16 protein-coding genes are annotated in these 21,603 nt (G+C 63.5%); 11 read left to right on the top strand and 5 right to left on the bottom strand.

Going from position 1 to position 21,603, the window contains the following annotated elements:
* Window positions 1-33: 33 nt before the first annotated feature.
* The 9 genes from pyrE (at window position 34) to ABD842_RS00945 (ending at window position 12,234) form a co-directional block, all read left to right on the top strand.
* Window positions 34-645 carry an orotate phosphoribosyltransferase gene (pyrE, locus tag ABD842_RS00985; RefSeq protein WP_345108753.1) on the top strand — a complete coding sequence of 204 codons (612 nt, stop codon included), beginning with the start codon at window positions 34-36 and terminating at the stop codon, window positions 643-645.
* Window positions 646-770: 125 nt separating this feature from the next.
* Window positions 771-3,890, top strand: coding sequence for a phosphoribosylformylglycinamidine synthase subunit PurL (locus tag ABD842_RS00980; protein WP_345108750.1), 3,120 nt, complete (start codon window positions 771-773; stop codon window positions 3,888-3,890).
* Between the two features lie 15 nt (window positions 3,891-3,905).
* The gene (locus tag ABD842_RS00975; protein ID WP_345108747.1) at window positions 3,906-5,429 is read left to right on the top strand and encodes a phosphoribosylformylglycinamidine synthase subunit PurQ; all 1,524 of its coding nucleotides are present in this window, start codon (window positions 3,906-3,908) and stop codon (window positions 5,427-5,429) included.
* Window positions 5,430-5,550: 121 nt separating this feature from the next.
* A complete protein-coding gene (locus tag ABD842_RS00970; RefSeq protein WP_345108744.1) occupies window positions 5,551-6,951 on the top strand; it encodes a phosphoribosylaminoimidazolesuccinocarboxamide synthase in 1,401 nt (466 codons plus the stop codon).
* A gap of 14 nt (window positions 6,952-6,965) precedes the next feature.
* Complete coding sequence (locus tag ABD842_RS00965; RefSeq protein WP_345108741.1) at window positions 6,966-7,424, top strand: GNAT family N-acetyltransferase; 459 nt, start codon at window positions 6,966-6,968, stop codon at window positions 7,422-7,424.
* A complete protein-coding gene (purD, locus tag ABD842_RS00960; protein ID WP_345108738.1) occupies window positions 7,408-8,697 on the top strand; it encodes a phosphoribosylamine--glycine ligase in 1,290 nt (429 codons plus the stop codon). Before ABD842_RS00965 ends, purD begins: the two co-directional genes overlap by 17 nt.
* The gene (gene purN, locus ABD842_RS00955) at window positions 8,694-9,395 is read left to right on the top strand and encodes a phosphoribosylglycinamide formyltransferase (RefSeq protein ID WP_345108735.1); all 702 of its coding nucleotides are present in this window, start codon (window positions 8,694-8,696) and stop codon (window positions 9,393-9,395) included. Before purD ends, purN begins: the two co-directional genes overlap by 4 nt.
* Window positions 9,396-9,476: 81 nt before the next feature.
* Entirely contained in the window at window positions 9,477-10,988 is a 1,512-nt protein-coding gene (purF, locus tag ABD842_RS00950) for an amidophosphoribosyltransferase (protein WP_345108732.1), read from the top strand.
* 148 nt (window positions 10,989-11,136) lie between these two features.
* Entirely contained in the window at window positions 11,137-12,234 is a 1,098-nt protein-coding gene (locus ABD842_RS00945) for an AIR synthase-related protein (protein ID WP_345108729.1), read from the top strand.
* 164 nt (window positions 12,235-12,398) lie between these two features.
* Here ABD842_RS00945 and ABD842_RS00940 read toward each other — a convergent pair whose 3' ends face one another.
* The 5 genes from ABD842_RS00940 to ABD842_RS00920 all read right to left on the bottom strand — a co-directional run bounded on the left by ABD842_RS00940 (window position 12,399) and on the right by ABD842_RS00920 (window position 16,966).
* Entirely contained in the window at window positions 12,399-12,608 is a 210-nt protein-coding gene (locus ABD842_RS00940) for a heavy-metal-associated domain-containing protein (RefSeq protein WP_345108726.1), read from the bottom strand.
* A gap of 172 nt (window positions 12,609-12,780) precedes the next feature.
* A complete protein-coding gene (locus ABD842_RS00935) occupies window positions 12,781-14,928 on the bottom strand; it encodes an ATP-binding protein (RefSeq protein ID WP_345108723.1) in 2,148 nt (715 codons plus the stop codon).
* A gap of 117 nt (window positions 14,929-15,045) precedes the next feature.
* Window positions 15,046-15,528: a hypothetical protein gene (locus ABD842_RS00930; RefSeq protein WP_345108720.1), complete on the bottom strand. Its 483-nt coding sequence runs from the start codon at window positions 15,526-15,528 to the stop codon at window positions 15,046-15,048.
* Window positions 15,529-15,608: 80 nt separating this feature from the next.
* Window positions 15,609-16,172 carry a hypothetical protein gene (locus ABD842_RS00925; protein WP_345108717.1) on the bottom strand — a complete coding sequence of 188 codons (564 nt, stop codon included), beginning with the start codon at window positions 16,170-16,172 and terminating at the stop codon, window positions 15,609-15,611.
* 314 nt (window positions 16,173-16,486) lie between these two features.
* Window positions 16,487-16,966 (bottom strand): VOC family protein, encoded by a 480-nt coding sequence (locus tag ABD842_RS00920; protein WP_345108715.1) that lies wholly within the window; start codon window positions 16,964-16,966, stop codon window positions 16,487-16,489.
* 447 nt (window positions 16,967-17,413) lie between these two features.
* Here ABD842_RS00920 and ABD842_RS00915 point away from each other — a divergent pair, with 447 nt between their 5' ends.
* Together ABD842_RS00915 and ABD842_RS00910 are read left to right on the top strand one after the other, a co-directional pair.
* Window positions 17,414-18,361: a YitT family protein gene (locus tag ABD842_RS00915; protein WP_345108712.1), complete on the top strand. Its 948-nt coding sequence runs from the start codon at window positions 17,414-17,416 to the stop codon at window positions 18,359-18,361.
* Window positions 18,362-18,401: 40 nt separating this feature from the next.
* Entirely contained in the window at window positions 18,402-21,590 is a 3,189-nt protein-coding gene (locus tag ABD842_RS00910; protein ID WP_345108709.1) for a cyclic nucleotide-binding domain-containing protein, read from the top strand.
* Window positions 21,591-21,603: the final 13 nt, after the last annotated feature.

Here is a 21,603-nt window from a genome sequence, read left to right as displayed (position 1 = left end):
GCTTTTTACTCCATACCTAACCAAGCTCCTTCCTTGACTGTCAGCCAAACCACTACCTCCGCAACCCTGGAGCAGCAGCTGCTGCAGGAAGACGCGCTGCTGCGCGGGCACTTTCGCCTGTCGTCGGGTCTGCACTCCGATACCTACGTACAGTGCGCCCGCTTCCTGCGCCGCCCCGACCTGGCCGAGCCGGCTGCCCGGCAGCTGGCTCAGCTGATTCAGCAGGCCGGCTTGCAGCCCGATGTGGTAGTCGGGCCGGCCATGGGCGGCGTGGTGATTGGCTACGAGCTGGCCCGGCAGCTGGGCGTCCCGGGTATTTTTACGGAGCGCGACGACACGGGCCAGATGACGCTGCGGCGCGGCTTCACGGTGGAGCCGGGGCAGAAAATCGTCATTGCCGAAGACGTGGTGACTACCGGGAAGAGCACCAACGAAGTAGCCCGCCTGCTGATCAGCCTGGGCGCAGAAATTTTGGCCGTCGTGAGTTTAATTGACCGCACGGGGGGCAATGCTGAGCTAAGTTTTCCGAACTTTGCCCTGCTGCCGGTAACGGCGGCTACCTACGCACCCGATGAGTGCCCGCTGTGCCGGGCAGGTATTCCGGTGGTAAAGCCGGGCAGTCGGCCCGACAAAGCGTTTTCTTAAACCTACTGCGGCGCAACCGGCGTCGGAGCAAGGCATTTTCGGCGTACCTCACCCAGGGTATGCTTCCTCACGGTGGCACTTGGGCCAGGCGTGGGAAACCCGAAAAATAGATAAACACCCATCTTTTGGACTCTACCCAAAGAACTATTCAGCTGCTGCTCAAGCCTGGTCAACACGATGGCGAGGGCCAGCGCATCGCCGAAGCCGCCCAACGCCACCTCGGCCTGACCACCGGCCGGGTGCAAAGCACGGCGCTCTACACGGTGCGCTACCCCCTGAGCAGCGCTCAGCTTCAGGTCTTCGCCACCCACTGCCTCCAGGACCCGGTACTGCACGACGTGGTCCTCGACGAGTTCCGCCACGGCCCCGACTACCAGAGCTACATCCTCGTCGCCAAGCTGCCCGGCGTAACCGACGACGAAGGCATCTCGGCCCAGAACGCCCTCGGCGACTTCCTGAACGAGCCGCTCGACATCCACACCCAGCACATCTTCAGCAAGCGGCTCTACTTCCTGGAAGCGGCCCTGCCCGAAAGCAGCCTGCGCCAGCTGGCCCAGGAGCTGCTCGGCAACAAGCTCATCCACCGCTTCGAAACCGGCCCCATTACCGACATCCGCGACTACACCCCGCGGCCCGGTGGCGGGGCCGAATCCATTACGGACCTCATCCCGCTGACCAGCCTCACGGATGAGGAGCTGGTGAAGCTGTCGAAAGACAACCTCTACGCCCTGAACCTGGCGGAAATGCGGGCCGTGCGCGACCATTACGCGGCCATCAGCGCCGAGCGGCAGGCCGCCGGCTTGCCCCAGGACCCGACGGACTGCGAGCTGGAAATCATTGCCCAAACCTGGTCGGAGCACTGCAAGCATAAGGAGTTCAGCGCCCTCATCAAGTACACCGACGCCGACACCGGCGCGACGCACGAAGTAGACGGCCTGTTCAAGACCTACATCAAGGACGCCACCGCCGAAGTTGACCGCCAGCTGCGGGCCAACGGCAACGACTGGCTCATCAAGGTGTTCAGCGACAATGCCGGGGCCGTGCGCATCAACCCGGAGTCGCTGTTTGTGTGGAAGGTGGAAACCCACAACTCGCCCTCGGCTATCGACCCCTACGGCGGGGCCATTACCGGCATTCTGGGCAATAACCGCGACCCGCTGGCTACTGGCATTGGCGGCGCCCGGCTGCTGTTCAATACCAACGTGCTGTGCTTCGGTAACCCCGAGTTTTCGGGCACGCTGCTGACCAATCAGCTCCACCCGCGCCGCATTTTCGAAGGCGTGCGCAAGGGCATCGAGGACGGCGGCAACAAGTCGGGGGTGCCGACGGTGAACGGGGCCATTGTATTCGATGACCGCTACGCCGGCAAGCCGCTGGTGTACTGCGGCACCGGGGCCGTGATGCCGATGCAGCTGGCCGGGCTGGATTCGTGGGAAAAGAACATCGATGCCCAGGACCGCATCATCATGGCCGGCGGCCGGGTGGGTAAGGACGGCATCCACGGCGCGACGTTCAGCAGCATCGAGCTCGACGAAACCTCGCCCGCCACGGCCGTGCAGATTGGGAGCCCGATTACCCAGAAGCTGGCCATGGACTTCCTGATTCTGGCCACGCGCCGCGGCCTGATCAGGTGCAGCACTGATAATGGCGCCGGCGGTTTGTCCTCCAGCATCGGCGAACTGGCTACCATCAGCGGCGGGGCCGTGGTAGAGCTGGAAAAGGTGCCGTTGAAGTATCCGGGGCTGCGGCCCTGGGAGATATTCGTGTCGGAGTCGCAGGAGCGGTTTTCGCTGGCCGTGGAGCCTGCCAAGCTGGACGAGCTGCTGGCCCTAGGCCAGGAAATGGAAGTGGAGCTGACCGACATCGGCTACTTCACCGCCGATGGCTACCTCGACGTGCGCTTCGACGGCGCGTCGGTGGCACGGCTGGATATGGAGTTCCTGCACGAAGGAGTGCCGCGCAAAGTGTTGGAAGCGGAGTGGCGCAAGCCGGAGCTGGCGGAACCGGATACTCTATATAATATGCCAGCTGGTGGATACACTGACGTTCTCACCCGCCTGCTAGGCAGCCTCAACATCTGCTCCCGCGAGTCGGTCATCCGGCAGTACGACCACGAGGTGAAGGGCCGCACCGTCATCAAGCCGCTGATGGGTGCTACCGGCCAGGCCCCGCAGGATGCGGCGGTGGTCCGCTTCAACTTTGAGAGCTGGGAAGGCGTGGCCGTGAGCAACGGCATTCTGCCCCGCTTCGGCGATTTGGATGCCTACCACATGTCGGCCGGCGCCTTCGACGAGGCCGTGCGCCAGATTGTGGCCGTGGGCGGCAAGCTGCCCAACCTCACGTACGGCGACGGTAACTTCTGGTCGGTCAACGACAACTTCTGCGTGCCGGATTCGGTGTACGATGCCGTGGGCAACCCCGATGGCAAGCTCAAGCTGGCGAAGCTGGTGCGGATGTGCGAAGCCCTGCGCGATGCCACGGCGGCCTACTGCATCCCGCTCACCTCGGGCAAGGATTCGATGAAAAACGACTTCAAGGCCGACGGCGTCAAGATTTCGGTGCCGCCCACGGTGCTGTACTCGATGACCGCTAAAATTGAGGACGTGCGCCGCACCATCACCTCCGACTTCAAGCAGGCCGACGACGTTATCTACTTACTCGGCGAAACCTACGACGAGCTGGGCGGCTCGGAGTTCTACCAGCTCTTCGGCGAGCTGGGCGCCAACGTGCCCCAGGTGCGCTTCGGGCCGGCCAAAGCCCTTTATATTCTGATGGGCCAAGCCAACGATAAGGGTCTGATCCAGTCCTGCCACGACCTGTCGGATGGCGGCCTGGCCGTGGCGCTGGCCGAGGCTACGTTTGGCTACGGCTGCGGGGCGGCGGTGGAGCTGCCGGCAACCCCTCCCCAACCTCTCCCCAAAAGGGAGGGGCTTACGTTAGCCTCTGACGAGTCGTCCGACTGCCCTCCCTTTTGGGGAGGGGCCCTGCCGGTGCATACGCAGCTGTTTGCCGAGTCTCATTCCCGCTTTGTGGCCACGGTAGCCCCGGCCGATGTGGTGGCGTTTGAGCAGCACTTCGGCCCCCGCGCCACCCGCCTCGGCGTGGTGACGGCGGACGGCCAGCTCACGGTGCGCCACGGCGGCCAGATTGTTATTGCGGCTAGTACGGCGGCCCTGCGGCACGCGTGGACCAACGGCCCGGTGAATCGAATTATCGGCTTCGGCCAGCACGTAGCCGCGCAGTAACGCGTAGTAGAACAGATGGAAGAGAAACCTAAGCTACCCGACCAGAACACGCCCCCACGACCCCAGCACGAAGATCCGGGCTATGAGGTCGTGGATGCCGAGGGCAATATCAAGCTGCCCGGCTTTAAGAGCGTGGACGGCGGCCACGAATCCACCGAGCCGCTCAAGGAAAACCAGGAGGACCAATTCGACGACGAGCAACCGGCACCCGAAGACCGGGTGCAGGCCCTGATCCTGACCGGCTTCGGCATCAACTGCGAGGAGGAATTCGCGGCGGCCTACAAGCTGGCCGGCGCGGAAGCCACCATCGTGCACCTCAACCAGGTGCTGCACGGCCACGTCAGCATCCACGACTACGACATCCTGAATTTCCCCGGAGGCTTCTCATTCGGCGACGATCTGGGCTCGGGCGTGGTGCTGGCCAACAAGCTGCGCTACCGCAAAAACGCCGCGGGCCGCACCCTGCTCGACGACATCAAGGAGTTTGTGGCCAACGGCAACTTCGTCATGGGCATCTGCAACGGCTTTCAGGTGCTGGTCAAGCTGGGGCTGCTGCCCAACCTGAGCGGCACCATAACCCCGGAAGTGACGCTGACCCATAATGCCTCGGGCCGCTACGAGGATCGGTGGGTGCGGCTCAAAGTAAACCCCGAGTCGAACTCGCCCTTCCTGAAAGGCATCGACACGTTGGCAGTGCCCGTGCGCCACGGCGAGGGCCGCCTGATTATCCGGGGCGCCGACACGCTGGCCGCCATCGAAGCCCAGGCTTTAAACTGCCTTTCCTACGTTGATTTCGACGGCTCGCCCACCGACGTGTACCCGCACAACCCCAACGGCGCCGACCTGAACTGCGCCGGCCTGACGGACCCCACTGGCCGGGTATTCGGGCTGATGCCGCACCCCGAGGCGTTCCTCTCGCTCTACAACCACCCCGACTGGGCCCGGCGCAAGCGGCAGAACCCCAACCTGAGTGAGGAAGGCGACGGGCTCAAGCTGTTCCGGAATATTGTGGCGCACATCCAGCCCCACCCCCCGGCCCCCTCCCCTTTGGGAGAGGGGGAGCCTGACGGCAAATCTGATTCTCTGGTGGAGGAGGCGGGGGCTTACTATGAGCGGCGCGGGCGGCGGGCGGAAGGATTACTCACTTCCATTGAGCAGGACGTATTCACGGCCGCAAGCGGCGGTAAGTGGGAAACCCTCAAGGTATATGGCCGGGAAATGCGGAAGAACCCTACGCCGGCGGAGGACGCGCTATGGCAGGCCGTACGCGGCGAAAAGCTTGGCGTGGCCTTTCGGCGCCAGCATACCATTGCCGGCTACATCGTCGATTTTGTGACCCTGGCCGATAAGCTGATTGTGGAAGTAGATGGGGAAATTCACCAGCACCCTGAACAGGCCGACTACGATCAGGCCCGCACCGACCTACTACAGCAGCACGGGTACCGGGTGCTGCGCTTCCCGAATCATCAGGTAATACAGCAGCTTCCCGAAGTGCTGGCAACGATTCGTCAGCACCTGGACCCTGCATCAGCTTCGTAACTCAGGCTGAATCACCCAAAATCAAGCAAAATCCAACCTTAAACTCCCCAAAGCACCTCTCGCAAAAGTCGTCAGGCTCCCCCTCCCCCGCAGGGGAGGGGGCCGGGGGGTGGGGCTACATATGAACACACTCAACCACTTCGCTACTCCCCAGCTCGAACTCCTGCACCGCGGCAAAGTCCGCGACTCCTACCGCGCCCCGTCGGGCGAGCGGCTCATCGTGGTGACGGACCGGCTGTCGGCCTTCGACTCGGTGCTGGAAACGCCCATTGCCCACAAGGGCGCGGTGCTCAACGGGCTGGCCGCTTTCTGGTTCGACAAAACCCAGCACATCATTCCCAACCACGTTATCGAGCTGCTTGACCCGAACGTGACCCTGGCCCAGGAGGCCGAGCCGATTCGGGTGGAGATGATTGTGCGCAACTACATCACCGGCTCCATGCTGCGCGGCTACCAGAAGGGCCAGCGCACCTTCTCCGGCGTGTCGGTGCCCGACGGCCTGACCAAGCACCAGCAGTTCCCCGAGCCCATCGTGACGCCGACGACGAAAGAGGATTCGGACCGCGAAATCACGCCCGAGAACCTGGTGAGTGAGGGCTGGGTAGCGGCCGAGCTGTACGAGCAGATGCGGGTGAAGTCGCTGGAGCTGTTCAACTTCGCCTCCGCCTGGATGGCCGAGCGCGGCATCATCCTGGTCGATACCAAGTACGAGTTCGGGTTGCTGAACGGGGAGCTGATCCTGATTGACGAAATCCACACGCCCGACTCGTCGCGATTCTGGAGCGCCGAGGACTACGCCCGCAACCCCGAAACGGCCGAGCAGATGGACAAGGAGTACGTGCGCCAGTGGCTGATCCAGAACAAGCAGGACGGCCAGTACCTGCGCGCCCTCACCCCGGAAGTAGCTCAGGAAGCCAGCCGCCGCTACCTCGACATCTTTGAGCGCATCACCGGCGCTCCGCTGCCCACTGGCACCGAAATGACCACCGGCGGCGACGTGCGGGCCCGCCTCGTGGGCAACCTCGTGCGCGCCGGCATCATGAAGGACGCCTGGGTGAACATCGTCATGGGCTCGGCGGCCGACAAGGAGCACTGCCTGAAAATCCGCCAGAACTTCGAAGCCTACAACATTTTCACCCAGCTGCGCGTGACCTCAGCTCACAAAAACGGCGAGGAAATAGCCGGCATGGCCGCCGTATGGAACAACTCGGTGGAACCCGGCGTCATCATCGCCGTGGCCGGCCTCTCCAACGGCCTCGGCGGGGCGCTGGCTGCCAACGTGAACGTGCCCGTCATCAGCTGCCCGCCGTGGAAGGACTACGCCGAGCTGGCCATGAACCTGAACTCGTCGGTGATCATGCCCAGCGGCACGCCCAACCTGACCGTGGTGCGCCCCGACAATGCCGCCCAGGCCGCGGTGCGCGCCCTGAACCTGCCGCGTTTGCGCGAACAGCTGTCGAAGGAAATTCTGGTCACCAAAGCCAAGCTGAGAGCGGCCGACGCGGAGCTGCGGGTGCTGTAAGACTCTTAACTGTAATGCACATTCTTTATCGACCAGCCAGCCCAGACGATTTTGCAAGTACCCTGGAGATAAAGAAACAAGCTCTCGGTCCTTGTATAGAGCAGGTCTGGGGCTGGGATGACAAGTTTCAGCACGACTATCATCTGACTCATTTTAATCCAGCTAACACAGCGTTGTTGAGTTTCTTAGATAATGAAGTTGGGTTGGTAGAAACAGTAGAAACAGCAGACTTTCTTTTGATTCAGAATCTGTTGATCAAGCCCGTCTTTCAAAATCAGGGCGTTGGTTCTCATGTATTGAAGCAATTGATAGCCAAGGCGGCTCAACGCGGTAAGGCAGTTGGATTGAGTGTGCTCAAAGTAAATAAGGACGCGTTTCGGCTTTATCAAAAACTTGGATTTACAGTAACAGACAGCGCAGAACATACCATTCAGATGGTAATTCCGATAAAGCATCATGAGCACCAGCCATAAATCCATAGTTCTCCTCGGCGGCGGGGCCCGTGAGCACGCTATGGCGTGGAAGCTGACCCGCGACGGGGCCACCGTGCACGTGCTGCCCGGCAACGGCGGCATTCCCAACAGCCACCCCGCCATCAGCGCCACCGACTTTCCCGCCATCCAAGGCTTCTGCCAGCAGCACGGCGTGCAGCTCATCGTGGTCGGGCCCGAAGCCCCGCTGGCGGCGGGCGTGGTCGACTATTTCGCTGACTCCGATACCCGCGTGTTTGGGCCGGGCCGGGCCGGGGCGGTGCTGGAAAGCTCCAAGGTGTGGAGCAAAGACTTTATGCGGCGGCACGGCGTGGCCACGGCCCTGTCGTGGCAGTACCGGAGTGATAAGCTGGCCGATGCCCGCGCCAAAGCCACCGAGCTGAACGGGCAGGTGGTGGTGAAATACGACGGGCTGGCCGCCGGCAAGGGCGTGTACGTGTGCTCGTCGGTAGCCGAAGCCCAGGCCGCGCTGGATGACTTGCAGGCCGAGCATACCGGCTGGTTCAGCTTCCTGCTCGAAGAAAAGCTCACCGGCCCCGAAATCAGCATCATCGGCGTTACGGACGGCAACCGCATCCGGCTGCTGGCCCCGTCGCAGGACCACAAGCAGCTGCTGGCCCACGACCAGGGCCCCAACACCGGCGGCATGGGCGCCTACTGCCCCGTGCCGTTCGCCGACGACAACGTGCTGGCCGCCGTCCGCACCGACATCATCGACCCCACGCTGCGCGGCCTCCAGAACGAGCAGTTTGACTTCCGCGGCTTCCTCTACTTCGGCATCATGCTCACGCCCCAGGGCCCGAAGCTGCTCGAATACAACGTCCGTCTCGGCGACCCGGAAGCGGAAGTGCTGCTGCCGGCTATGGAAAGCAGTCTGCTCGAACTCATCGAGGCCACGCTGGATGGCCGGCTGAGCCAGACCGTGGTGCGCCAGCGGCCCGGACAGTACGTAGGCGTGGTGCTGGCTTCGGGCGGCTACCCCGCCGCGGGCTTCCCTACCGGCTTCCCCATCACCGGCCTCGACCAGCTGCATCCGAGCATCCTCGCCTTCCACGGGGCCACCCGCCGGCAGGACGGCCAGCTGGTGACCAGCGGCGGCCGGGTGCTGGTGCTGGTCGGGCACGCGCCCGAGCTGGAAGATGCGGTGGCGCACGTGTACCGGGAAGCCGACAAGGTCAAGTTTCAGGATGCGTACCTCCGTACCGATATCGGCCAGCGGCCGGAGCCAACGGGCATTTTCAGCGAAGTACGGTGAAGAAGGAAGCGGAACATAGCGTAACGCCACCCTCTGACGTTTCTTCGTCTGGCACCCCTCCCTTTCGGGGTGGGGGCGGGGTTACGCGTGTAGCTATTCTGCTTTCGGGGCGGGGCTCCAATATGGTGGCGCTGGTCGAGGCCGTGCAGAAGGGAATATTGCAGGATCTGGCCGCGGTAGCGGTGGTGTTCAGCAACAAACCCGCCGCCCCCGGCCTCGCTACGGCCGCGGCGCTGGGCTGTGCCACGGCCAGCCTGGCCAGTCAGGGGAAGAAGCGGGCCGAGTTTGATGCTGAAGTGGTGGAGCTGCTGAACCGCTACGCTCCCGACTACATCGTGCTGGCGGGCTACATGCGGATTCTGTCGCCCACGTTCATTCGGGCCTTTGCCGGGCGCATCCTCAACATTCACCCCGCCGACACCCACCAGCACCAGGGCCTGCACGCCTACGAGTGGGCCTTCGACAACCAGCTGCCGGAAACCAAAATCACCGTGCATCTGGTTGACGAAGGACTCGACACCGGACCCATCCTCGCCCAGCAGGCCGTGGATTTGCGCGGAGCAGCTACGCTGGCTGAAGTGGAGCGTCGCGGCCTGGCCGTGGAGCACCAGCTGTACGCGGCTACGCTGGCGGAATTGATTGAAAAAGAACGTCATGCTGAGCCTGCCGAGGCATCTCGCGGGCAGTCGTCTGCTTAGTACTCCTGCGGCAGCGGGCTAGATGCTTCGACAAGCTCAGCCTGCCGTTTTTGAATTTTACCCTGTAACCACCCCAGTGCCATGTGCGGAATAGTAGGTTTTTACGGTCCCGATGATGTTGCCCACGACATCGTGTTCGGCCTCACCGCGTTGCAGCACCGCGGGCAGGACGCCGCCGGCATTGCCACCTTCGACGACAACTTCCACCTCTGCAAGGGCAACGGCCTGATTTCTGACGTCTTCAAGCCCAAGCAGCTCAAGAAGCTCAAGGGCAACATCGGCATCGGCCACGCGCGCTACACCACCCAGGGCTCCGGCGACTCCGAGCTGGCCCAGCCCTTCACCACCAGCTACCCGTTTGGCCTCTCGATGGTGCACAACGGCAACGTCATCAACTTCCGCCAGGTAGCCAAGCGCCTGCACGACAAGTACCACGTGCTGCCCAAGACGAGCAACGACCTGGAGCTGATCATGTACACCTTCGCCTCGGAGCTGCGCCTCAAGGACCTCGACCATATTTCGGTGGTCGACATCTTCGACGCCGTGGAAACCACCCAGGAGCTGGTGAAAGGCGCCTATGCCACCATCACCGTTATTGCCGGCCACGGTCTGCTGGCTTTCAACGACCCGCTGGGCATCCGGCCGCTGGTGCTGGGCCGCCGCGAAACGCCCAAAGGCCCCATCTACGCCTTTGCCTCCGAAAGTACCTGCTTCGACTACCTCGGCTTCGACTTCATCAAGAACGTGGGGCCGGGGCAGGCGGTGTTCATCGACAAGGATTTCCAGGTTCACTACAAGAATCCGTACAAGCAGCCGAAGAACTTCTGCGTGTTCGAGCACATCTACTTCGCCCGCGAAGACTCCGTGATTCACGGCCGGCTGGTGGCGCGGGAGCGGGTGCGGCTGGGTAAGCTGCTGGCCCGCAAGGTTATCGAGTCGGGTATTCAGCCCGATATGGTGATTGACGTGCCTTCGTCGGGCTACTTCGCGGCGTCCGGGCTGGCCGAAGCCATTGGCGTGCCCTACCGGCGGGCGCTGGTGAAGAACAACCACATGGGCCGCTCCTTTATCGTGAGCAGCCAGGCGGGCCGGGAGGATATCGTCAAGAAAAAGCTTAACCCGATCCGCGAGTTCGTGGAGGGTAAGAAGATTGCCGTAGTCGACGACAGCATCGTGCGCGGCACCACGTCGCGGCGCATCGTGCAGATTCTGCGCGAAGCCGGGGCGTCGGAAGTGTACTTCATTTCCAGCGCCCCGCCCATCGTCAGCCCCTGCATCTACGGCATCGACATGGCCATGAGTACCGATTTGATTGCGGCTAACCACACGGAGGAGGAAATCTGCGCCTACATCGGTGCCGACCGGGTGATTTATCAGTCGGTGGAGGATTTGCAGGAGCTGTTTGCCGAGGACAAGGGCAACGGCGGCAGCTGCTTCGCCTGCTTCACCGGCCACTACCCCACCGGCGACGTGACCAAGTACCTGCGCCACATCCAGGAGGAGCGTACCAGCCACCGCACCAAAGACAAGAAGGACCGCGGCGACGTGGTCCCCTCCGTCAGCGCCAAAGCCCCGGAACCCACGGAGCACTAAATTGGAATTGAACTCCAAAAAGAACGTCATTCCGAGCGAAGCCGAGGCATCTCGCGTGCTGGTGTTGCCAAAGTAATCATACGTCAGCACGCGAGATGCTTCGGCAAGCTCAGCATGACGTTCAAAAAAGTAAACATACTTACGACGCATGTCATCTTCCCAGAAACCCGCCGGCTACGATATCGACCTCGGCAACGAATGCTCCCGCAACGCTTACGGCTGGTCGAAGAAGACCTTCGCCAACCGGGCCGGCAAGCCCGGCGAAGCGGCCCAGGATCTGGAAGGCGGCTTCGCCAACGAAATCCGCTTCGGCAACGCCCGGCTGGGCATCTCCTCCGACGGCATCGGGACCAAGATTGAGGTGGCGGAGCGGGTAGGCAGGTTCGATACCCTGGGCTATGACCTGGTGGCCATGACCGCCGACGACCTCATCGTGGGTGGCTTTGTGCCCACCAACCTTTCGAACATCATCGACGTGAACACGCTCGACTACGACGTAGTTGACGAGCTGATGCGCGGCCTGCACGACGCCTGCAACTTCGCCGAAATGGCCATTACGGGCGGCGAGATTGCCGAGCTGGGCAACCGCATCGGCGGCTGGCCGGGCGCGAAGATGAACTTCAACTGGTGCTCCACGGCCATCGGCAGCCTGCACCCGAGTCTGGAGCGGCCACTGAGCGGCGCGGCCGTACGCGCCGGTATGGCCGTGGTGGCGCTTCGCTCGCCCAGCTTCCGCTCCAACGGCTTTTCCCTGGCCCGCCGCACCCTGCAGAACCTGTTTGGCGACACCTGGCACACGGCTCCTTATGACGGGCCGGACGCGGACGTAATGGGCCGTACCTGGGGCGAGGTACTGCTGGCGCCCTCGCTCATCTACTCGCCCGGCGTGGCGCGGGTGCTCGATGCGGGCCTGCCGCTGCACGCGGCGGCCCACATTACCGGCGGCGGCCTGGCCGATAACTTCAAGCGCGTCCTCAAAAACGGCCTGGGCGCCGAGCTGACCAACCTGTTCGAGCCGCTGCCCGCCATGCAGCAGCTCACCGAGCTGGCCGGCATCACCCCCGTCGATGCCTACCTCTACTGGAACATGGGCAACGGTATGCTGCTGGTAACCGACGAAAACCACGCCGACGCCCTGGCCGCCCACCTGCAGGCCGACGGCTACCAGGCCCGGGTAGCCGGCCGCATCACCGCCGCGCCGGGCATCCGGCTGACGGTCGGCGCCGGGGAGCTGCGCTACGAGTAGCTGGCCTTGCCAGGACCAGGGGCCTCAACCAGCCGGCCTGCGCAGGAACGAAAACCCATTAAACCGAAAAGCCCCGCCGTATGCATACGTCGGGGCTTTCGGCCGAAAAGGAGTGGCGTCCATGGCAGCGGACAAACTGCCTTGGCCTCGCCATGCCGGGCTTGCTAGGCGGGCTCAATGTCGAAGCCGGCCTGGGCTACGGCTTTCATGATGAGCTCGGGAATAGGATTGGGGCCTTCCACAGTCAGCATTTTGGCCGGGTTGGTGGTATCAACCTGCCACTTCTCAACGCTGGCCTCGGCATCGAGGAAAGGAGTGACGGCCCGCAGGCAGTTGGCGCAGTTGATGCTGGTTTTGAACCGGAGAGTAGGCATAGAGTCGAAGGGCTTGGGCCGCCGACAAAGCTGGAGTGCAGCGTCAGCGGGGGAGGAATATTGCCCTAACAACGGGAAACCCGTAAGAGTGGTCGGCAATTTGGCAGGGTTTAACTCGGACCGGAGCCGCTGCCCGCGTGCGGCCCCTGCTTTCAGGGCTGATGCCGGGGCTTCAGCAGGGCAGGCCGATGGTCACTTCCGTGCCCTGGCCTTCCCGACTGCTCACGGTCAGGGTGCCGCCGTGGCCTTTCACAATGATATCATAGCTGAGCGACAACCCCAGCCCGGTGCCTTCGCCGGGGGGCTTGGTGGTGAAGAAGGGCTGAAAGATCTTGCTCTGGATTTCTTCGCTCATGCCCAGCCCGTTGTCGTGCACCCGGATCTGCACTTCGCCCGGCAGGCGCTTGGTCAGCACGGTGAGAACCGGCGCGTAGTCGGGCTCGTCCCGGCTCAGGCGCTCCAGCAGCGTGTAGAAGGCATTGGCAAACAGATTGAGCAGCACCCGGCCCACGTCCTGCGGTACGAGCAGCACTTTCGGCACCTGGGCATCCAGGTTGGAGGTGAGCGTGGCGCTGAAGTCGTGGTGCTGGGCCCGGAAGCCCTGGTAAGCCATAGCCAGGTGCTCGGCTACCAGGGCGTTGAGGTCAATGGCATCCCGCTCCCCGGAGCTGACGTGAGAGTGCTGCAGCATGCCCTTCACGATGCCGTCGGCGCGGTGCCCGTGCTGGGTTATCTTCTGCAGGTTCTGGGTCAGGCTGGCCAGCAGCTCGGTGGCGTAGGCTTTTTCCGCCTCGGGCAGCTGCTGCCAGGGGCCGTCCATAAATTCCTCTACCAGCTCCACGCTCACCTCCGAGAAATTGTTGACGAAGTTCAGGGGGTTCTGAATTTCGTGGGCAATGCCGGCCGTCAGCTCCCCCAGGCTGGCCATCTTCTCGCGCTGAATCAGCTGGTTCTGGGCGGCTTTGAGCTCGGCCAGCGCGCGGGTCAGGTCGTCGCGCTGCCGGGCAATTTCGGCGTTCTTCTCGTTGAGGTGGCGGTTGGCGCGCTGCTTGATGTACACGTTGCGCCACAGCAGGCCGGCCAGCAGCACGGTGCCCGCCAGGCCGGCCAGCAGGGCGTACAACTGCTGGCGCTGCCGGGCACTTTTCTGGATCTGTAGCTGCCGGGTCTGGTTGAGCAGCGCAATCTGGTTCTGCTTCTTGTCCAGCTCGTAGCCGTAGCGCAGGGCGCTGGTCTGGCGCTGGGTGGTTTCGCCCGCCAGCGTATCCTGGTAGCTCGAAAACAGCCGCTGGTGCTCGTAAGCCGCCTTGAAGTCGCCCAGTGCCGCATGGGCCTGGGCCAGAATGTCGGCCGCGTTGCTGATACTGCCGTTGCGGCGGGTCATCTGGCTGAGCTGCATTCCGCGCTGGGCCAGCACCACGGCGCTGTCGGGCTGCCGGTTCAGCAAAAACGCCCGGGCCAGCATCAGCTCCACGGCGGGCAGGTTGTAGTAGTCGCCACTGGTGCGCATCAGGATGCGGGCCTGCTGGCTGTGCTCCCAGGCCCGGGTCTGGTTGCCCTGCTCGGCGTACACTTCCGCCAGCCCGATCTCATTGCTTATCTCATTCTGCACGTCGCCCATCTGCCGGCTCACCGTCACGGCCCGCTGGTAGTAGCGGCGGGCCTGGCTCCATTTGCGCTGGGTCTGGTAGAGGCTGGCCAGGTTGTTCAGGACCGCCGACACCACCTGCAGGTCGCCCAGCTGCTGGCCGTCGCGCAGGGCTGTGCGCAGCATCGGCAGGGCGCTGGCGTAGTCGCCAATCTGGTAGTAGATGCTGCCGATGGTACCCCGGAGCTGGGCTTGCAGCCCCACGTCCTGGGCCTGCTCGGCCAGCGGCAGCCCCCGCAACGCCCACGCCAGCGCCGAGGTCGACTGACTTTGCTGCACGTCAATAAGGCTCAGCTCCATGCAGGCCCGGGCTTCGCGCCGCCGGTCGTGGCTGCGGGCAAACAGCTCCCGGGCCTGGATGGTGTAGTGCCGGGCCGCGGCGAACTGCTCCTGCCGCCGGTGCAGGATGCTGAGCCACAGTAGGCTGCGGCCAATGCCCACAGTGTCGGCCAGCCGGCGGGAGAGGGTTAGTGCCTGCTTGCTCAGGCCAATGGCCTGCGGGGTGTTGTTGGCGGCCAGCTCATTGATCAGCGCGTGCAGGCGGCGCACCCGCATGGTATCGGCCCGGGGCTGGGTGCTCAGCAGGCGGCGCAGGCTGTCGGCCGGCCGGGTCTGGGCGAATGCCGGCCGGCCGGTCGAAACCTTCAGCGTGAGCAGGAGCAGCAGAAGCACACAGGAATTTTTCATTGGGAACAAAACGGCACCGGTTGCTGGGGCAGCGGCGGAGGCTCCGCCGGCGGGTTTGCTCCCAGGTGCAGTTACAGGAGCTGGCAAGGGCAGGCCCACCATTCAGGCGCCGGCCTTTTCTCCTAAATGCGGCGTGTAAATGGGGTTGTTAATAACCCCGAGCCGGTTGCCGAAGTCGTCCACTGCCACGAACTGGCTGACCAGAGTACCGTTTTCGGGTGCTATTTCAATCTGGGCAGTGCCCGGGCGGTTGGCCACGGCCGTCCGCATTGCCGCAACGTCGCCCACGGTGGGGACCATCCAGTAGAAATCGGGCTGCAGGTTGCGGTACTGCCAGTCCGTAGTGAGGTAAACGATTACCTCATCCACCTCGGCAACCAGGTAGGGGTAAACGGAGGCGCCCGACCCAGCTCTGAAGCGGGTAGTAAAGAACTCCTCGAACCAGATCTGGGAAAACTGAAGATTGCTGGTGAAGTAAAAAACAGCTTTCTGCGTGGTCGGGGCAGTAGTCATCAACTGATCGGGGCTGGCGGCATCAGGGCGGCCGGCCGGGGTTTCCTGCGGACTGAAAAGGGAGGTTTTCATAGAAAAGGTGTTAGGGTACAACAGATGACAGCTACTGCCCGGCCCCCCGGGTGGGTTCCGCGCTTTCGGTCCGGCGCCGGCTATTCTCCCGCTACGGTGGTCGGCGGGGTATAAATCGGGTTGTTGATTACGCCCACCTGGTTGCCGGCCGGGTCCAGCACCACAAACTCCTTCACGGCCGTCACGGGGGCCGCCGCGCCGGGCACGAAGCTGCTGGCCCGGCGGTCATCAATCTGGCGCACCCGCTGAAACAGGCCCCGTTCAAACTTATTGGCGGGATTGGCATCCAGCGCGGCGTACTTGCGCTCCACATCGGCGGGCGTGGGCAGCACCCAGTAAAACACGGCTTCCCGCAGCTGCCGGTACTGCGGACTGGTTTCGAGCCGTACCTCCACGCCGTCTATGGTGTACACGGCGTAGGGGTACGCGGCCGTCAGGTCCACTCTGGTCGGTAGGGTCGAGAAGAAAGCGGAATACCAGTCGATGGCAGTCTGGATGGCGGCGGCGTCGCGGATAGGGTAGACCACCGTGCGCTGCGCGGCAAACTGCCCGCCGGGGCCGGCGGCGGGCACAGCCTGACCGTAGCCGGCGGTGCTCAGACCAGCGCACATCAGCAGCAGGAGAACCCCGGCGGTATTTCTCATCGGCTTAAGGATTTGAGCAATAGGAACCAAAGACTCGGCAAAGCCGATACCCTTCGGGTAGGAGACACCGGGCGGCTGCCCCGGCTAGCAGGGCCGCAGCAGATTCAACTTCTCTTCTACCTGCCCCAGCCCCCGTAGCGGGCTCCGCCTGTGGGTAAACTGGCTGGCTGAAGCAGGTGTAATAGGATCAAGATAATAAATATATATAATATATTATGAATAATGGCCGCGTATGCTGTTCCGCTCAGCAACCGGGCGGCTGGCACCGGGCCTACCGCAACCGGCTGCCGGCAAAGGCCAGGCCCCTGGCTTTGCTACTTGGGAAGATCAATAGATTTCGGGGTGTAGATAGGATTGTTGATAACTCCAACTTTGTTGCCCGAAGGGTCCAGCACCACAAACTCCTGTACTTCCGCCGCGGCTTGCCGGGTCGACCGGGCCCCGCCGGAGGCGGCTGGCAGGCGGGATATTACGGTGAGCTCACTCGCAAAGCGAGCCTGCCGGGCCTTCAGCACTTCATACTTGGCCTTCACTTCATCCGAATTGCGCAGTTCCCAGTGGAAGGCGGGCTTGGTCAGCTGCGGCACGGTAGGATCAGCCACCAGCCAGATCTTGGTGCGGCCCAGCAGCCCCCCTACTACACCACTATCAGTCTTAAAAACGGCGTAGTACGGCGGGTCAGTCAGGTTCACTTTGGTAGGCTTCACGTTGAGGAAGAAGGTGTACCACGCTATCATCTTTTCCATCGTTGTGGTATCCTCCCGCACCCGGTAGATAACTTTCTCGGTGGTCATAAAACGCGGGTTTTCTGTCCTTGTCGCTACGTGGCGTCCCGTGCAGGCGGCCAGACCCAGGACTCCTGCTAACACTGCTGCAACCGGTGTTTTCATGGTATGACGGATAACGGTGGAAATGAGGGTGGACGCCGGCCTATCCGGCCCGGGTTCAAGGCAATAAGTAAATCTTTATTGGCAGGTAATAGGATCAAGGTAATATTAAATATAATATATAATATCTTTTTTGAGTATATTCGACCCCGCAGCTAGCGGGGTGGAGTCTGGGAAGCAGCCCGAATCGAGTTGCAACGGGTAAGGGTAAAGCAGCCCTTCGGTACAGCAGTAGCTGGGTAACGAGAGACGCAGTCCGGGCCGGTGGGCGCGGCCATCGTTGTGGAGCAGAGGTGACAGGCAGGGGTATTTGCAGCGTAGGTCATGCTTTTGGGGCAACATCAATCTTCCGCATTGCGGGCGAAAAAGCTGGCGGCCCAGGTAGCCGAATCGTCGGCGGCCGGCCGGCCGCCGCTATTGAGCAGCCTGGCCACCCTCACGGCGGCCCAGATCCGGGAGCGGCTGCTGCAGCTCACGCTGCTGCTGGCGGGCGTATTCTCGGCGGCGCTGGGTCTGAAGGGCTTTCTGCTGCCCAACGGGTTTATTGATGGCGGGGTAACCGGCATATCCATGCTGATCAGCCAGCTGACGGGCGTGTCGCTGTCGGTGCTGATTATTCTGATCAACATTCCCTTTATTATTCTGGGCTACTACCAGCTGGGGCCGCCCTTTGCGCTGAAGACCCTGCTCACCGTCCTGAGCCTGGCGGGGGCGCTGCTGCTGGTGTCGTTTCCGCCGCTCACCCATGATAAGCTGCTTATTGCCGTATTCGGCGGCTTTTTCCTGGGCGCCGGTATCGGGCTGGCCATGCGCGGGGGCGGCGTGCTCGACGGCACCGAAATTCTGGCCGTGTACATCAGCCGCAAGCTGCCCGGCTCCATCGGCGACATAATCTTGATCATCAATATCTTCATCTTCGGGGTGGCCGCGTGGCTGCTGTCTGTCGAAACGGCGCTGTACTCCATTCTGGCGTACCTGGCGGCGGCCAGAACGGTGGATTTTATTCTGGTCGGCATTGAAGAGTACACCGGCCTGACCATCATTTCCTTCCACAGCACCGAAATCCGGCAGCTGATAACCGACAAGCTGCACCGGGGCGCCACCATGTACGAGTGTACCCAGGGCTTCGGCACGCACGGGCACCAGCACCTCAAGGTTGAGGCCATTTTTACCGTAGTCACCCGGCTGGAGGTTATCAGCCTGACCCGGGATATTCACGCCATTGACCCGCAGGCCTTCGTGGTGATGCAAAGCGTGAGCGACACCCGCGGGGGCCTGATCAAGAAGCGCGCCCTGCACTGAAGGCGCCGGCCGGGCTGACACGTCTAAATCCAGGGTTCCGATGAATACAAACACGTGGTATCGTTTGCTGGGGGTGCGCCCGGGGGAAACCAAAACCGTCGGGTGGTTTTTCCTGCACCACTTTCTGCTCGGGGCCGGCACCATCCTGGTGTACGTGGCGGCCAACGCGCTGCTGCTGGAAAATCAGCCCGAGCGCAACCTGCCGCTGGCCTACGGGGTGGCGGCGCTGGCTATGCTGGGTACGGGCCGCCTCTACGCGTACTACGAGCACCACTGGCGTCTGCAGCGGCTGGCGTTCCGGACCCTGCTGGCCACGCTGGTGCTCACCCTGGTTTTGGGCCTGCTGCTGCTGGTCCCCGGCAATGCCCTCGTCACGGCCGTAGCCATCATGACCGGCTACCGGCTGATTTACCTGCTCACCAACCTGGAGTTCTGGGGCCTGTCGGCAGTGGTGTTCAACGTGCGGCAAAGCCGGCGGCTGTTTGGCCTCGTCAGCGCCGCCGACCTGCCCGCCAAGGCCCTGGGCGCCCTGCTGGCCGTATTCGTGCACGAGTACCTCGACCGGTACTTTCTGCTAATCGTGGCCTTTAGCGCGTTCCTGCTGGCGCTGTATCTGCAGCGCCGCACCTTCCGGGCGCAGCCCGTGGGCAGCCCGGCAGCCCCCCGACTCCGGGCAAGCGGTGGCCTCATCCGGCAAATAGTGGCAGCGGGGCCGCTGGCGCTGTACCTGGGGCTCAGCCTGGCGGCCATTGCGGTGGTGGCGGCAGAGGTGGAGTACCTGTTTTTTGTGAACGTGAAGCAGCAGCTGCCCACCTACGCCACCATGCTGCGCTACGTAGGCAGCGTGCTGGCCGTCACGTATCTGGTGGCTACCCTGCTCAAAGTGCTGGTGGCGCGCTACCGCTTCGGCCAGCTGGGCATCCGCAGCACGCTGATCAGCCTGCCGCTCGCGGCGCTGGCCGGCGTGGCGCTGTTTGGCGTGCTGCGGGCAGCCGGCGTGGGCCCCGCCGGGCAGATGACGTACTTCTGCGGGCTCTATCTGGGGCTGGAAGTGATGCGCCGGGCCCTGTTTGAGCCGGTATTCCTGGTGCTTTTTCAGCCCCTTTCCCCGCTGGAGCGCCTGCAGGGCCACACGCTGGTCAAGAGCTTCTACGAGCCGCTGGGGCTGGGGCTGGCGGGGCTGCTGCTGATACTACAGGCCGGCGCCGGCTGGCCGCCGTGGGTGGCCCTGAGTGGGGTAGCCGGGTTTCTGCTGCTGGCGCTGCTGCTGCTGCAGGGGGCCTATCAACAGTATCTGGCGGCGCTGAAAAATACGCTGGGCCTGCGCTTCCCGGCGCCCGCGCCGGCTACTGATTCCCCGGTTCCACCCGCGCCGGCGCCCTGCTCGCCCGGCGAGGCGCTGCGCGCCCTGCTGCACCTGCAGCGGGCCGACGCCCGGACTCTGGTCCAGGAGGCAGAAATCCTGCTGCGTTACCCCGAAAGCCGGGTCCGCAGCCTTACGCTGACCATTGTGGGCGACTACGTAGCGCCGGACCTGCTGCGCCACCTTGCCCTGCACGATACCGACCCGGCCATGCGGGAGCTGGCCAGCCGGCTGGCCGGTCGGCATTCCGCCAACGACGATTTGCTGAGTCACCCGGATATTATCGTCCGCAAGGGCGCCATCCGGGGGCGGCTGGAAGTTGCGCCCACGCATGCCCCGGCCCAGGCTGGGCTGGCGGAAGTGGTGGCAAATCCCGATTGTCAGCGGGCGGCCCTGGAGCTGATTGGCTTCCTGGCGCCGGAGCAGCAGGTGGAGCTTATTACCAGTGGCCTGCGTAGCCGCGACCCGGCAGTGGTGCGGGCCGCGACACTCGCGGCGGCCGAGGCCCCGTCGGACCTGCTCACCGGCCGCCTTATCGGTCTGCTCACCGATAAGGCAGTCCGCAAAGCCGCTGCCGACGGGCTGGTACGGTTGGGGGAGGCCATTCTGCCCATGGTGCAGCAGGTGCTGGTCCGCGAAACCGACGAGCGTCTGCTGCGCAACCTGGCGCCGGTGTGTGCCCGGCTGGGTACGCCGGCTGGCCGCCAGCTGCTGGTGCAGCTGGCGCGGGAGGCCAACCTGTGCAGTCGGGCCGCCGCGCTGCGGGCCCTGAACAGCCTGCCCGCCGAGCCTGCCGATGCTCCGGTATTTCAGCGCCTGGTAGAAGAGGAAATGTGCCTGGCCCAGCACCTGCTGCACAGCATGCTCGGAGGCCACGCCGAGCTGCGCACGGCTCTGCGCTACGAGCTGCGCAGGGCTCAGCAGCGTCTGCTGGGCCTGCTGCTGCAGCTCTACGAGCGGGCTCCGCTGCTGGAAGCCCAGCGCAACCTGGCCCACGCCACCGGCGAGCGGCAGGCTACTGCCCTGGAAATCCTCGACAACCTGATTCCGCGGCCGCTGTACCTGGGCCTGCAGGCGCTGCTGGACGCGGGCCGGCTCAGCGAGAAAGTGCAGACCTTCGACAACCTGCTCGGGCCCGCCATCCAGCGCGAAAGCATCCAGACCATGATTGTCAGCCGCGGGACGGCGGCTTTTTCGGCCTGGACGGTGGGGGTGGCGCTGCGCCAGTGGCACCCCGCGCCCGATACCGTGGCCTACCTGTATCCGCACCTGCAAACCTCGGACCTGCTGATTCAGGAAAGCGCCGCGGCCGTGCTGCGCCGCCTGCCCGTGCAGCGCCCGGCCGCCTACGACCAGCTGCTGCTGCTTTATCCTACCCTTGCTGCCTCCCCCATGAACGACCCGGTTGCTGATTCGCACATTTCCTTTGTAGAGCGGGTGCGCATGCTGAAAAGCACCGCCCTCTTCGGCCAGACGCCCGAAAGCGTGCTGGGCACCATCGTCCCGATCATGCACGAGGTAGACTTCCGGCCGGAGCAGGAAATCTTCGCCAAAGGCACGCTGGGCACATCTCTGTTCATTATTTACGAGGGTGAAGTCGGCATTTTCAACAAGCATCAGCTGCTGACGACCTTCGGCAAGGGCGAGTTCTTCGGCGAGCTGGCCCTGCTCGATGCCGAGCCCCGCTCGGCCTCCGCCGTAGCCCTGCAGGCCGTGCGCGCCTTCCGCATCGACCAGGAAGACTTCTACGACGTGACCGAGGAGTGTACCGAAGTGGTGCGCAGCATCATGCGGGAGCTGTGCCAGCGCCTGCGCCGGCAAAACGAGAAAATGCCCCAGCCGGAAACGGAGCCGGTGGCGCACTAAGGGGTAACCCGCG

Origin of the sequence: Hymenobacter algoricola, assembly GCF_039539525.1 — a bacterium.
Classification (GTDB): domain Bacteria; phylum Bacteroidota; class Bacteroidia; order Cytophagales; family Hymenobacteraceae; genus Hymenobacter; species Hymenobacter algoricola.
The sequence above is the reverse complement of the archived record's forward strand: the minus strand, read 5'-3'. Positions and strand labels throughout refer to the sequence as shown.